This is a genomic window from Enterococcus sp. AMC1252, from assembly GCF_058216515.1.
Window position 1 is genome coordinate 521,520 of sequence record NZ_CM177097.1, and the last position, 15,485, is coordinate 537,004.

The 15,485-nt window shown below is 34.3% G+C and carries 11 protein-coding genes; 10 read left to right on the forward strand and 1 reads right to left on the reverse strand.

Annotated elements, in window-relative coordinates; genetic code table 11:
• Positions 1-676 precede the first annotated feature (676 nt).
• The 6 genes from AC4BB5_RS02450 to AC4BB5_RS02475 all read left to right on the forward strand — a co-directional run bounded on the left by AC4BB5_RS02450 (position 677) and on the right by AC4BB5_RS02475 (position 7,200).
• A complete protein-coding gene (locus AC4BB5_RS02450; RefSeq protein WP_490457836.1) occupies positions 677-1,819 on the forward strand; it encodes a hypothetical protein in 1,143 nt (380 codons plus the stop codon).
• Between the two features lie 17 nt (positions 1,820-1,836).
• Positions 1,837-3,579, forward strand: coding sequence for a glucosaminidase domain-containing protein (locus AC4BB5_RS02455; protein ID WP_490457837.1), 1,743 nt, complete (start codon positions 1,837-1,839; stop codon positions 3,577-3,579).
• 21 nt (positions 3,580-3,600) lie between these two features.
• A complete protein-coding gene (locus AC4BB5_RS02460) occupies positions 3,601-4,830 on the forward strand; it encodes a hypothetical protein (protein WP_490457838.1) in 1,230 nt (409 codons plus the stop codon).
• A 435-nt stretch (positions 4,831-5,265) separates the two neighbouring features.
• Positions 5,266-5,847 carry an aggregation-promoting factor gene (apf, locus tag AC4BB5_RS02465; protein WP_490457839.1) on the forward strand — a complete coding sequence of 194 codons (582 nt, stop codon included), beginning with the start codon at positions 5,266-5,268 and terminating at the stop codon, positions 5,845-5,847.
• Positions 5,848-6,192: 345 nt separating this feature from the next.
• Entirely contained in the window at positions 6,193-6,408 is a 216-nt protein-coding gene (locus AC4BB5_RS02470; protein ID WP_490457840.1) for a hypothetical protein, read from the forward strand.
• Positions 6,409-7,200, forward strand: coding sequence for an LssY C-terminal domain-containing protein (locus AC4BB5_RS02475; RefSeq protein ID WP_490457841.1), 792 nt, complete (start codon positions 6,409-6,411; stop codon positions 7,198-7,200).
• 38 nt (positions 7,201-7,238) lie between these two features.
• On the opposite strand, the gene AC4BB5_RS02480 is transcribed toward AC4BB5_RS02475, so the two are convergent.
• Complete coding sequence (locus tag AC4BB5_RS02480; protein WP_490457842.1) at positions 7,239-7,880, reverse strand: YczE/YyaS/YitT family protein; 642 nt, start codon at positions 7,878-7,880, stop codon at positions 7,239-7,241.
• Between the two features lie 141 nt (positions 7,881-8,021).
• Between AC4BB5_RS02480 and yeiL the strand changes: the two genes are divergently transcribed.
• The 4 genes from yeiL to AC4BB5_RS02500 all read left to right on the forward strand — a co-directional run bounded on the left by yeiL (position 8,022) and on the right by AC4BB5_RS02500 (position 15,480).
• Complete coding sequence (gene yeiL / locus AC4BB5_RS02485; protein WP_490457843.1) at positions 8,022-8,696, forward strand: transcriptional regulator YeiL; 675 nt, start codon at positions 8,022-8,024, stop codon at positions 8,694-8,696.
• A gap of 580 nt (positions 8,697-9,276) precedes the next feature.
• Positions 9,277-10,377, forward strand: coding sequence for a tyrosine-type recombinase/integrase (locus AC4BB5_RS02490; protein WP_490457844.1), 1,101 nt, complete (start codon positions 9,277-9,279; stop codon positions 10,375-10,377).
• A 273-nt stretch (positions 10,378-10,650) separates the two neighbouring features.
• Positions 10,651-11,358 carry a DNA-binding response regulator gene (locus tag AC4BB5_RS02495; protein WP_490457845.1) on the forward strand — a complete coding sequence of 236 codons (708 nt, stop codon included), beginning with the start codon at positions 10,651-10,653 and terminating at the stop codon, positions 11,356-11,358.
• 156 nt (positions 11,359-11,514) lie between these two features.
• Complete coding sequence (locus AC4BB5_RS02500) at positions 11,515-15,480, forward strand: isopeptide-forming domain-containing fimbrial protein (RefSeq protein ID WP_490457846.1); 3,966 nt, start codon at positions 11,515-11,517, stop codon at positions 15,478-15,480.
• Positions 15,481-15,485 lie beyond the last annotated feature (5 nt).

Here is a 15,485-nt window from a genome sequence, read left to right on the forward strand (position 1 = left end):
TAATAATATTCGTTTTTGAAAAGAGTAGATTCTTAATTTATTAGAAACTACTCTTTTTTTTAGGGAGGTTCTTTAAAAAAAAAAAAACGATTAAAATTCATTGGAATAAGAGTTTGTAAGGGATGGGAGGATAGGGGGGCTAAGTTTTTTTCATTTATGAACAAGAAGGTGATTTGATAGTAAAGAAAATAAACAGTAATCAAAGCATATATATAATTTTAAAAATAACAAGTATTTTAAAAAGAGTTTAATAATAAAAAAACATATATATTACCAATTGTAAATTTGTTTAATTTTAAAAAATAGCAAAGTATGATTTTAGTTTTGCGAAAATCAAGATAATCCCCTAATTCAGTTTGTTTGTTGAGGCATTTTCTGATAAAATAGAAAGAGGTAGGCACGTTTTTCAAGGGTTTTTAATCATCGTTTTTTATCGAATGAAATAATAACTAATTTGTAATGATCATAATTAGTTAAAAGTAGGATGTATTGTAGCCACTAGAAACAATACTTAGAAGTGAAGTTGATTATTTTTACAAAGAAAAAAGATTACTGCACTTGTCATTATAGTTACATATACAGACAATTCACATAGTTTACTTAGTATTTAAAATTAGTATGTTAAAAATAATCAATAACAAGAGATAGTCCCATTTTTGTAGAAGGAAGTGAGCATATGCTAAAAATTTTTGGCAAAGGTAAAAAAAGAAAAAAATACGAAGATTACGATGAAGATTATGACGACGATTATGATGATGAAGATTATGATGACGACGATTATGATGATGAAGATTATGACGACGACGATTATGATGACGATGATTATGACGACGACGATGACGATGATGAAGATTATGACGACGATGACGATGATGAAGATTATGATGAAGATTATGACGACGACGATTATGATGATTATGATGACGATGATGATGAAGATTATGACGACGAAGAGGATGACCGCCCGTTATTTTCACTGAAAAAGAAAAAACAAAAACAGGCGCCAATACCTAAAAAAACTCAGCCTAAGAAAAAAAGACCGCCAGTCAATGTTGTGATTGATGATGAGGAGTTAGAAGAGCTTCAAGAAGAAAATGAGCAGCTTCAAATTGAACTTCGAGCAGTAAAAGCTGAACTGCGTAAGAGCAAAAGAGAAAATGCTCAATTACAAAATGAAGTTGAAGCGGTACGTCAAACAAGCGAATCTTTAGAAAATGAGTTATCAATGGTAGAAGCAGTACCAAAAGATTACGATGCTCGTATGGCAGAACTTGAACAAGTGAAAAGTAAATACAATAGTTTATTACGTGAAAGCAATCGTCAGATCGATGAAACTGATTTGAATCGTAAAAAAGCAGAGCGTTTCGCAAATAAAATCAGACAATATGAACAAGAGCTATTAGCTAAACAAGAAGAAATCGACAAACTTTCAGAAGATCGTATCGTAATCATGGCGTCAGATACACCAACAGATACAGGTGCTTACGAAGAGCTGGCAAAAGTTCGTCAAGAGTTAGAAGCGACAAAACGTCAACTAGCTCAAAAAACGATTGATGTTGATCAACAATTATCTAAAGAAGATATTGGTGAAGTGTTGTTAGATGCTAAGAGACAAGCCAAAGAAATTGTGAATCAAGCAAATCAGCGTGCACAGCTTATTAATGAAGAGACAAAGAAAAAAGCTAGTGTCTTAAAACGCTTAGAACGTGCCGAACAAGAATACCAAAACTATTACAAACGTATCAAGGATGTTAAGGAAGAATCAGAACAAGCATTCAACCAAATCATCAACTTGGTAAAAGAAGATCCATATCAATAAGAAAGAGAGGACACAGAATGAAAAAAAGAAATCTAAACAGTAAAAAGTTACGAGTGTTAAGTGTAGGATTACTTACTTCAAGTGCTGTCCTTTCTGTTACCGATGTTCAACCCATTGTTGCTAAAGAAATTGATGATCAGGCAACTTCAGGTTCCGAAGAACATGAAGATGTAGCAATTTTATCTTCAACTAAGGAACATGAGACAACAGAAAGTACAGTAGAAGGAATTGAAGCTAGTTCCTCAACAGAAGATAGTACAAGTTCTTCAATAGAAGAAACAAGCAGTGACTCGACAAACTCATCAGATGATACTAGTTCTACATCGGACACGACAGATTCGACGAGTACATCTGATACGTCGACATCAACGTCAACTACAACAAGTAGTACTAGTACCAGCACAAGTATGACGAGTTCAACTACAACTCCGTCGAAACCAAAACCAAAACCGAAACCGAAACCGAAACCAAGTGAACCAAAACCAGAGCCAAGTAATCCATTACCACCAGTGCAAGGACCAAATCAACAACCGAGTGTCCCAACTCCACAACCAAGCAGACCAAGTGTTGGCTCTGCTGTTGGAACGACAACTGGTAACAACACTGGCGGATCGGACCAGGTATTCCATATCAGTCCTAATCTGACAACAAAAAGTTTTGTTAAAGTAATTGGTGAGGATGCTCGTACAATTGCTGGTGAGAGTAATTTATATGCATCAGTGATGATAGCACAAGCAATTTTAGAAAGTGCTTCTGGAAACAGTGCACTAGCCTCAGCACCAAATTATAATTTATTTGGTATCAAAGGTAGTTATGAAGGAGCAAGTGCTAATTTTCTAACTAGTGAAGATAATGGCTCGGGCAGTATGTTTACGATTCGTTCTAATTTCAGAAAATATCCATCGTACAAAGAATCTCTTGGTGACTATGTTAAGCTTCTCAGAGGTGGCACCGACGCTAGCAGCGGTTTTTACAGTGGTACGTGGAAAACGAATACGAAATCATATAAAGATGCAACGAAGTTTCTAACAGGGCGCTATGCAACTGACACTAGTTATAATTCAAAATTGAATGGCTTGATAGATGCGTATAACTTAACGCAATATGATACACTAAAAGATAAAAAGAAATCCAAAAAAGCTAAAAAAATTACACTAAATACTTCTTTTGATAAGTTAGAAAAGAAAAATGATCAAAAAGATCAAAGCATTGAGTACCTTACACACGTCGTGAAAAAAGGTGAATCATTAAAATCAATCAGTAAGTTATATGATATTTCTACACTAGCTATTTTAGAGAAAAATCAATTAGATCGGCGTATGCTATTCATTGGTCAAAAATTGAGTGTACCTAAACAAGAAGAGAAAGTTACGACTGTAGCAAAAGAAGATGCTGTGGATCGTTCATTAGATATGGTTCAAAAATTATCTAATGCATTCACAGGTCAAGAAACAACACAATCTACGGCTAAGAAAGAAACAACCTCAACAACGACTAAAAAAGAAACTAGAGCTAAAAAAGAAACCAAATCGACAAGTGAAGCAATAACTAAAAAAGAAACAAAAGATTATCAAGTTAGCGCAACACGTAAGAAAACAAAAGACACATATGAAGTGAAAAAAGGTGATACTTTAGCAAGTATTTCTAAGAAAACAGGCATTTCAGTTTGGTCGTTAAAAGAGTGGAACGACCTAGATCAATACTTCTTGACTGAAGGACAGCAACTTATTTTAACGCCAGTTTATGATCTACAATCATAAAAAAGAAAGGAGAACGGTTTAATGAATGATTATTTCGATGTTTTTTTTCATCAACAAGCAATCCCATTCACTGTGGGAACCGTTCTCTACCAAAAAGATAATACGGAAGAAATTGTTGAGGCGTGTGAAACACTCTATGAACGCTCAACAGGAGATTTTCTTACTTTTCGGGAAAATGATGACCTTTCCCGAAAAGTAATTTCTTCGCCTATCAAAAAACATGTAGAAATTCAGTTTTTTCAAGCTCAGTTGAACTGGGATGTTTTATTGGAAGAATTGGAAGAACTGTTTCCACAGTTTGTTTGGACAAAAATAGTGGAAGAAGTCGATGGAATTTTCAGTACATATTTCTGTGAATTGATTCCTGTTTCTTTTAATTCAGAAGAAGAACCGATTCAATTTATTGTTTCAGCTAGTTTAGAACAGATGGGCTATTCAAAAAAGGAGTCTGTTAGTAGCATTTTGGAAGCGAAACTTCTTTCTATTTTCCAAGAAGAAGAAAATCTTCCATTATCTGGAGAGACACTTAGTTTTCCAGTGGAAGTCTCTATAGAAGAAAATGAGGCGCCTCCGTTGGATGTGGATTTGAAGTTCTTAGAGAATGAGGAACTTTCAGATGAGGAAAGAATGGGAAATGAACCCAATGATGAACTTGAAATCACTGCACTTGCTCGTTCAGAAGAAAGTGAAGTTCTTTTCTTAAAAGAAAGTTTAAAGCGAGAAAAAGCGTCAAAGGAACGTGTGCGGGTCGCAAAAGAAAAATTGGAATACGAGCTGCTCGCCATAGAAAACAGTTTACTCGTTAGTGGATTAAAAAGATTTAAAAAGCATCAGAAAACGTCAATAGATGAAGAAGACTGGTATAAACCAGTCCGTATTGATTTGATTCAGTACGATGATTTATATAAAAAAGCGAAGTTCATTGAGCAATCATGGCGTTTAAATCGTCAGCTAGTCACAATTACTGAAAAAATGACTGTAACTAAAGATCAATTGGTTTATGAACGAGCTCGTATTGAAAAAATCAAAAATAGTGTATCAGAGATGGACTTACAATCAATGATGGAGCAATGTCATTTGATCAATGAACGTGTAAAAATCCGCCCAGGGTTCCTATTTTTTAAACCCAGAGTAAAATTATATCAAATTGATTATGAACAGCTTGAAAAAATTAGTGCCTTTTTTGATATTATTCAAACTGAAAATAGACTATTAGAATCGGTCATTGAACAGAAAGATTCTAATGTATAATCATTAATAAAAAAAACAGAAGCACTAGCTAAGCTAGATATGTTTCTGTTTTTTTGTTGATTAAAGGAAACCAACGTTGATAATAGTCAGGTTTATTTCTTAAAATTTTTTGAAAATCGAATGGAAAAGAATGCTATTTGGCAAAATAGTCAACCAAAATCTTGTAATATTTCTGGGATTTTGTAATATGACGATTGTTATTGAATTGAGCAAGAGTGAATTTCAGAAAAAAACATGATTTTTTACATTCGATAGAAAATGAAGAAAGCTAGTACGAACAAGTGTTTTTCTGATTGTATTTTACAAGCTGTTACGTAATAAAAACACTCGTAACGAATTGTTACTGGATCTTCACCTATGAAATATTTTTAGATGTTAAAGTATGCAAAGTCGATAAACAAACGACGAAAATATTTTTTACAAAGGAGAAACAACATGAAATCAATTAAAACGATTTTATTAGCAACAACTTTGACTGCAGGACTTGGAATTTTTATGGGAACGACTGACGCGCATGCTGATAGCTTATATACAGTAAAATCTGGAGACACATTATCAACTATCTCTCACCAATTCAATGGTGACAATAGCTTGATTGATCTAATTGCAAAAGATAATAATATTTCTAATATAAATATGATCTTTGAAGGAGAAGAATTAGTAATCCGTACAGCTGAAGAAGCAGCACAAGTACCATCTCAACAAAAAACAGAGGCAGAAACTGTATATGCAACACAAGTACAAGAAACACCAGCTCCTGTTGCAGAAACGGCACCAGCTCCAAGCGTTGCGGCGGATAGTTCTTCTGCAAAAGAATGGATCGCACAAAAAGAATCTAGCGGTTCTTATGCGGCAACTAACGGTAAATATATTGGCAGATATCAATTAGATGCTTCTTATTTAAATGGTGACTATTCCGAAGCGAACCAAGAACGAGTAGCAGATAGCTACGTAGCGGGACGCTATGGATCATGGGAAGCTGCACAAGCTTTTTGGATGGCTAATGGTTGGTATTAAGCAAACAATCATTAGTAGAGTATAAAGTTAAAAAAATTGAGGTAGAATACTTTCAACCTTAGTGCTTTATCACATAGTCAAGAATTAAAGGAAACAACATGTCATTCGAATTTCTTGTAATGTGTATCCTTGAATTTCTTTGCTTGATCTACAACAATATGGTTGAAGCAGAGCGCAATGCTAGCTCTTTTACCATAAAAATTTTCGGATTTTAAGGGACTGAGACATAACTTAAAGAGTTATGTCTCAGTTTTTTTTTATAATCAAGATGATATTAGGCGACTTTATCTCAGAAGTGAGTATAATTTAATTAAATGAACTTGATCTAAGAAAGGATGAAGGAGCATGCCGAAACTTTATAAAAATCTCAAAACAGGGGCAGTGATCACTGCAAGGGAATATCAAGAAAAAATCGTGAATAATATGACAGAAACGAATGCTGATCTTGCTACAATGGGGTTAGGAGCCTATAGTGGTTTTGCTAATAAGGTATTTGAAGGCGAATTGGATAACTATAGCCAGTATGCTCCTTATGATCCAGAGGAAAAAGGGTGGCGATAAATGAAGAGGCAGACATTACGAAATAGTATTTTTAGATTATTTCGGTTTGTTGTTGTTATTACTATTGGTTATTTAGTTTACAAGGTATTATTTTCAGAAATATTAACTAGAAAAATCCATATCTTTCTTTATATCTTTTTTTGGCTATTTAGTTCCTATTTATTTATCCCTTTTATCAATAAATTAATGACAGGACGCTATTTGCCAGATTATTTTATTGGCCGCGCTAGAACAGGGGATGGTCTGCTTGGTGATCCAATCAATCTTGCTTTTATTGGGACGGATGATGAATTAGAGCAACTTTTTATAAAATCAGGTTGGATGAAAGCCGAACCGCTAACAATAAAATCAAGTCTGTATATGGTTGCCGCTAGTATTTTTGCTAAGTCCTATCCCAAAGCGCCAGTAAGTTCTTTATTTCTATTCAATAAAAAACAAGATATAGCATTCGAACGAGAGATAGAGAATAATCCCAGAAGAAGGCACCATGTTCGCTTTTGGAAAACACCGAAAAATTGGTATTTACCAGGTGGAAGAAAAGCTGATTGGTTAGGAGCTGCAACTTATGATAAAAAAGTTGGTTTTTCGGTTTTTACTGGACAAATTACTCATAAAATCAGCTCTGATGTAGATCGAGAACGAGATTTTGTTTTAGAATCATTTAAGCAATCAGAGCAATCATTTTCGATTGAACTAGTTGAGCATTTTACCACGAGTTATCATGGACGGAATGGTGGTGGTGACGAAATTTTTACGGATGGTTCATTACCATTTATCCAAATAGACAATTAATGCAAAACGGAGGTTGGATATGACTCATAGAGTTATGTTCAAGCCTCTTCTTTTTTCGCATTTTGATTAAGTACGTAGGTTTCATAGCTAGTTTTGGTAAGAGAAATGACACCTGATAATAACAATAAGCTGATAAGCGTACCTTCTCTAACGAAAATTGGGAGATCATAAATTAGTGAAAGGACTAAAGAAATAATTACTGAAAACAAATCGATAGCATATCTGAACTTAGCAAAAGAGTAGCCGGTTAATTTGGCAAAAGTAAGACAGACGCTTTCAATAGGGAATGGTAAAACACCAAGTGAAATCACGATTCCTGTAGCAAAGCCTGCTATGGAAGTCCCTAAGGTAAAAACCGCTAACCTAATAACGTAATGATTCAAATTTACCGATGCTAATACTGTATATGAAAAAAAGTTGATAATTGTTCCTAGACATAAAATAGATAGAAACATTAGCAGGTATTTCAAGTATTGTTTTTGCTTGGATAGTAATACATAAAGCATTAAAAAGCCGGTGTTTAATAAAAAAGTGATTGTACCAACTTTAATGTTGCTGATTGAAGCAATAGCCACATTTAACGAATTAAAACTACTGACGCCAATATCAGCTTTAAGTGTTAAACTAATACCAATGCCGCTAAGTGTGTAAAAGAACAGAGAAAACAATATTTTATTCATAATAAACCTCCTAAATTTAAAAGTTAAGCAGATATGCCTAAGCTCGTGAAACTAAAGAAAAAATAAACGATCCCTTTAGTAGTAATTTAGCGAATAATCAATCATAATAATAGGAGATATCTCATATTTTGAGGAGGAAAAATGAAAATTTATGACATTGATCAACTAGTTAAATTAACTGAAAAACCAAATCTCCCTTTATCTAACTACTTTTCTGATTCAGTATTAAGACAGGCCCAACTATTTATTTATGAAAAAAAAGAATACATTACTCGCTTTGATAAGCAGATAGACCATCTTTTTCTTTTAATAGAAGGTAGAGCCAAAATTTATAAAATCCATGAAAATGGCGGGCGTTCCCTAATTCAATTTTTGAGCAAAGGTGATTTTATAGGAGAGCTGTCCCTACTAGAAGTTGAAGAGCAGGTCAAGGATGTACAAGCAATCGATCGTTGTATTTGTTTAGCATTACCGCATCATAAAGTAAAGCAAGGGTTATTAGATGATCCAGACTTTTTGAGAGTTATTGCTAAGTATCTAGGAGAAAAAATTTTATTAAGAGCTGAGCATTTTTCAAATAATCAAAATTATGAACTGAAGTATCGTTTAGCAACTTATATGCTACAGGCTGAAACTGATAATATTTACGCTGAAAAGCACACTGAAACAGCTGAGTTTCTTGGCGTTAGCTATCGACACTTGATTTACACTTTAAATGAGTTCCAAAAAGCAGGATTGATTATAAAACAAGGGAAGCAATATCAAGTGAATCGCGAAAAACTGACAGAATTAACTGTAGGTTTGGTTGACTATTGAACAACTATTTTAAATAGAATCCAATTTGTTACTACAGTTTAATCAAGTAGAAGATAGAATTAGATAGTTATAGAAATAAAATTAAGAAAGAAATCATCTTCAAAACTGGAACAAGAAGACAGATCGCCTTTAGAGTCTGTCTTTTTTGTTGGAAATAAAAGCATTAATTTCTTATTTGTTTATCAAAAAAGTATGATATTTACTCTTTTTTTTAATAATAAAAGTGAGGTCTTTTTTTTTATACTTATAAGTGAAAGAGATAACAATAAAAAAAATCCTGTTCTAACTAAGAACAGGAAAGGGAAGAGGTGGAGTGGCGAAAAAACAGATATATTTTTATTTTATCACTTTTTAAAGGTTATATGATTTGGGTAATGTTGTCAAACTGATATTTTAAAAATAAAAATGATGAGAATTATGTGAATAACATATCTTTTTTTTATCTTTTGTAAGTATAACTCATTTTTATTCCAAGAACATATCAATTTTTTCATTAATTTCTGAATAATTTGAGAAAAACTTGATTTTTTTATCGCCGTCATATGCGCCGTCAATTATTTTTATGGAAGGAAGTGTTACTTTGGCTAGAAAAGGTGAAAATATTTATAGAAGGAAAGATGGCCGTTGGGAGGGGCGATACATTAAAGGGAGGAAAGCAAACGGGCATATTCATTATGGGTATGTTTATGCTCAATCATATAAAGAGGTTAAGAAGAAGCTTACGATTAAAAAAGCAACAATGTTTTCAAGCAAAGAACAATCACAACAATTTTATGGGACACTCAATAACTGGTTGGATTATTGGTTGGAATCAGTAATTAACACAAAAGTGAAGCCAGGAACATTTGATAGTTATAAAAGCAAATTAGATTGTCACGTTCGTCCCGCGATTGGAGAGAGGCGTCTGAGTGAGCTAACACCAGAGCATATCCATAAATTTATTGATAGTACACAGCAAAAAATAGCAATAAATTCACTCCATTCAGTATTTAGAGTATTAAAAACAGCCTTAAAATATGCTGAAAAACTTGGTTTTATTCGGAGCTCGGTTTATGAAAATATTGAACTTCCAAAAGTAAGAAAGCCTAAGATAGCCAATATTTCTCAATTTGAACATAAACTTTTGATAAAAGAAGCGAAAAATTCGTCTGACGGTCTAGCTATGCTGATATCACTAGAAACTGGAATGAGAATTGGTGAAATTGCAGGCTTGAAATGGGAAGATATTGATTTTGAAAGCAGAATCTTGTCGGTAAAACGAACACTTCAGAGAGTAAGAACATATACGCAAAGCGGATGCAAGACGCAGATAATCGAAGAAAAACCAAAATCAGAAAATTCAGAGCGGATGATTCCTCTATCTTATGACCTTTTGGAGCAACTGTTAAAAAAGAAGATATCTAGCAATAGCGACTATGTTGTTTCCACGAATCAAAGTTTTACTGAACCACGAACGATTCGATATCAATTCAAGCGGTTGTTGAAACAGTTTAAATTAGTTGAATGCTCTTTTCATGCATTGAGACATTCTTTTGCAACTCGCTGCTTGGAAAAAGGAATAAACATTGCTGTAATCAGCTCTTTATTAGGGCATGCTTCAACTAAAATGACACTTGATATTTATACCAATTCCAATTTAACAGAAGAAAGAATCGCGGTAGAGGCAGTTGCTGCGATTTAATAAAAAATGAGGATTTCGCCGTCACAAACGCCGTCAAAGGAAATTTTAATCGTTAATATTAAACGGTTTGTACATTAATTTCCTGTTCTTAGTTAGAACGGGAAAGCTTATTCTAAATTATAAAAAATAGTGATCAGAACTAATATTACTATAAATTAGAATAAAATAATAATTATTGATACAAGAGATGACTATTCTAAATTTAAAAGAATGAATAGCATAGATAATGAACGCGGCAAGAATAGCTTGTCACCAAAAAGAAGGAGGAAACAAATGTTTAACATAGCCATGGTAAATGCTGTTGAAAGTAATCAAACTGAGTACATAGTTGCTTTAAAAGAAAAAAAATGTATGATCCATCAAGTCGATTCAAATGAAATGGATAAAAGAATTCCCAAAATGGATGCTGTAATCATTACTGAACCTAATTTAGAAGATATCAGCTTAACGTGTGAGTTGATTATCAAAGTAAGAAGTCTGACGGATCATTTTGTCTGGATTTTATCTAGTGAGTCAACAAAGATAAATCGTATCGTTCATCTTCAACTTGGTGCAGACGGTACTTTTGACAATCGAACAGAGTCGGATGAGTTTTCTCTATACATTATGAATACCCTTGAAAGAAGATCTAATAAGCAAAAACAGCAAGTCATAAATCCACAAGTCACAAATTCAACAATTGCAGGACCACCACCAGCAATTAGGTTAGTTCCTAACAATTTTTCCGTAAATATTGAAGGGAAAGGAGAAGTGGGATTGACTAAATTAGAATTTAAAGCCTTAGAGTCATTGATTCGTCGTAAAGGTGAAGCAATCACGTATGAAGAACTTTATAAAAGTGTCTGGGGAGAAGAAAAAGGCGATAAGAAATACCGTGTTGCCAATCTAGTTTTTCATTTAAGAAAGAAACTTGAAGATGATTCTTTCAAGCCAAAGTATATCAGAACTGTCCGCTCTAGAGGATATATGTTGTCTAGTTGATGGGAAGTTGTAAAAGTAATACAACAGTAAGTATGTAAACTGGTTTCCATTTTTAAACTTAAAAACTGAACAATTCAGCTTGAGTTTAAAAATTGAAATATAGTGTGATCCGACACACAAAAAAATTATACGAATAGAGAGGAGTTGAGAAAAATAATGAAGATCGGAAGAAGATCGATACTAATTGTTTTGTTGGTTTCTTTGTTTAGTATTTTGGGATTTTTACTATTTAATGGGCAAACCAAGATACAAGCTTCTGAAGAGCATAAAGGCAAATATACTCTTGAAAAAATTTCTGAATCAAAAGATCAAGTAGCGTTTCTTTTGAAAGTTAAAAATCCACAAAAAGAAGAAATTGTATTGTCTTTAGATGAAAAAGAAGTAGGTCTTTTATTTGCAGAGGAACTTATAGAGTCTCTACCATCAATTGCCATGAATGATCTAAGTATCAAAGATCATGAGCAAATGAATAAAATAGCTATTCAATTTAAAGCGGACACAGGAGAATACGATTTTCCAATAATTTTAAAGGCAAAAACAGCTGGGAAAAAGATAGCTGATACGCTTAAAGTCACTTATCAAGATGATACAGTTGCAAAGGCTAGTTTTAACTTGAAATATCCAGAAAAAATAGCTGAGACTAAAAGTAATAATAATGAAACTGCCTCACCAGTTGCTTTTAACACAAGAAGTTTAGTTACAGTTGAAGACTGGGGGACATTTGTGAGTGCTTTACAAAATCCAGCAGTAAGTTCAATCAAATTGACTAAAAATATTGCTCGTGGAAACTCAGCACTGAATCCTGGTACTGTAAACAGAAGTGTAACAATTGATGGAGCCAATGGGGGAGACAATTTTAGTTTAGATTTGGGGGCTAATGCGGGTGCTAATTTTAGAATTACTTTAGGATCAGTTGGAACAGCTTCTGAAATCAGATTTAATAATGTGAATCTGAAAGGTTCTGGTAGTGCAGTTACTAAAGCTGATGCATTGGTCTATGCGGCACCTGCTGACAGTTCAAATTGGACGGCGGCCTTTAATAATATTTCATTAATTGAAGGACATACTAAACGTATTGCATATCTGCAAAATGGCGCTATTTTGATGGATGGAGGAAACATCCACCTGACTCATAATGGAGTAGGTACTGGCGGTGCTGGTGGAACAAGTATGAATGATAACTGGCATAAATTGTTTGAAGCTAAAAATATAACTATTACTAATGGAACAAAGATTAGTGGAACATTTTCAGATATGTTTATGGGCTCTCAAGTAAATGATGCGACGATTCTTGTCAATCAAGGGTCAACTCTAGAACTGAATAATAGTAGAACAACAATGATTGCTATCGATGGAGACCGTGCAACAATGAAATTTGACGGTGAAGGAACAAAAGCAACTATTTATAGCTCACAAACTGGGACAGATCGCTTTGGGGGAATCCTTTGTATCCAAGGATTGAACTCTTTAATAGAAGTAACAAATTCAGCTCATTTTTATCTAGATTCAGAATCGCATCCAGCGACTATCTTACAAGGAAACGGGAGTATTTTTAATATTAAAAATAAAGCCGTATTAAATGCAAAAATAAGAAATGATGCGACAGGAAATGGTTTTGGAGCAGTTATGCGTTTTAGAACATCAAGTGATATGCAGTTTAATATTGAAAATAATTCAGAATTCTCAATTATTAAAGATGCTAGTTCAAGTTCTGAAACATTACGATTGTCTGGTGGGAATAATGCTGTAAAGGTTACTGGAGGGTCAAAATTTAAAATAATTGGCAATGGTAATCAAGAGGCAATTAACTATACAGGTACGGGTAATTCATTTAAATTAGAAGACAAAAATTCTAAGGTAGAAATAATTTCTACTTTAGGAAGAGGATTCAGCTCAGGAAATCAAACAGTTATTGCTGGTGATCCAGGAACAGAGTTTACGATTGATGGATACGGTACAGGTGGTACTTTTAGTTTTGGAACAAATTCGATTTTGGAATTTCATAATATGCTGTACTACGATTTTAGAAATAATAGCGGCAGTGTAGTTTTTAACGGTAGCGGTGATTTAAAAAATGTTTATTCTGATGTCAGTGTCTGGAAGCAAGGAAATGCTGCTCAACTAGAAGGTAATCCGTATAGTGCTTGGACACTTATTGATATGGGACTTTATGACACTGGTTTTAGATATGATTATCACAGCTCACGTGCGGCAAGATATCGAACATTTCAAATGAGTCAAATAAATCTACCTGGTACTTTTACGACGGATGATTCAGTTCATGCTGTATTGGGAAGTACTGCAAATAATATGCGAACAATGGCACGTATTAGTGGAAACAACGCTAATCCAGTGGTAGATGAATTACGAACACCAACAAATGCTGATAAGTATGCATTTGGTCATGTCACTATTCCAGAAGGTGTTGAGGGTTCTCGTCCTGCATGGACAGATGAAGTAACAATCGTTTTAAAAGTTACTAAAGCGAACACTGGCGAAACTTATGAAATAAATGGAAAAACAGTAGGTGCTGATGAGAAATCACAGGGGCTGAATGTTTATGGTGAAGGTGCTCGTCCTGGTTTATTCCAAGCAGAAAATAAACGTACTGGAAATGGAGATACTGAATTTTTCGAAACAGGTGACAAAGTTGAGGTGGTAAGAGCGTGGCGTGGTGGAAAAGCAGGGGAATTAAACCCCGATCCTAATACTGTCCATCTTGGTAAACCAGGTGACGAAGTTCCTGGTGATTTAAAAGGTTGGGCGGAATCAGTCACTACAATCGATGTTACACCACCAACTCAACCAGCAGCGACAACAGATTTAAATAACGCAACAAAACAATTATTAGGTACAAGCGGTGAAGAGGGTGCGAAAGTTTTCATTAAAGTAGATGGGGAATGGCTGAAAGATTCAAATGGCCAAGCAATCACTACAACAGTCAAGGCTGGAAAGTGGATACTTGATCTACCTAAATATTTAGATAAGACGGCTAAAGTCGATATTTATTTGAAAGACAAAGCAACAATTAGCCCTGTACCAGCGTTTACATTACCGAAAACGTACACACAAGAGCCAGATGGTGTATTTGGAAATATTAGTGAAGAAGTTACTGGGTATGAAACTTATAAAGGGTATCATGATGCGGTGAAAGTCGGAACCAACGATACTCGCTTTAATTCAGCAAAACGTCTGGTTGTTAAAGACATCATTCCTGACCAATCAAAACTAGTTAAATCAGTTGAATCAAGTGGCGGTACTGATAAGACTGCAATTGGTGATACGTTGACTTATACATTACAAGCTGATAATCCAAAAGCAGAATCTGCGCCTTGGAAAAATGTTGAATTAGTCGATGTTCTTGCAAACGGACTAGATTTCGATCCATCAAATCATGGCATTACGATCAATGGTAAGTCAATTGGTGAGGATCAAAGTAAATTTAGTTACGTTGAAGAAACACGAACCTTAACGATTTATGTTGGAGATTTACAAGCCAACACAAAAGCAACAGCAACGTTCAAGGTGAAGCTTGGACAAAATGCGATTGTGGGTAATGATATTAAAAATAAAGCAAAAGCCAATGGTGATTCTCCACAAGAAAAACCATTTGTTTCAGGACCAATCAATCCGGAATCAGGACATGAACTACTTACTGTAAATTCTAATGAAGTTGGGTTACCTGGTGGAAAAGCCGAAGGCGTTCTTTCATTTGTTTCAGCACCAAAAATGATTGATTTTGGACTAAAAGAATCTGGAAGTTATGGTAACTTTTCTGCTGATAATCCGGAGTATGATCAATCGCTTGTGGTTAGTGATAGCCGAGAAGTCTTAACTGATTGGAAGCTATCAGCTAAGGTAACAAAAGTGATGGAATCAACCGACGACCGATCTTATAAATTACCAGAAGCACTCGTCTATAAAGATGGCGCACGTGATAATGTACTGAAACTAGAAGAACCGTATGACATTATCAAAAAAGCCAGAGGTAGTCAAAATGTTAGTGAGGAAGAATGGGTCAAAAAAGGAAATGGATTTAAAATGATTCTGGAAGCGAACCAATATAGAAAAATTGGTGAATACACAGCAACTGTCAAATTTACTTTAAGCGAAACCCAATAATGGAG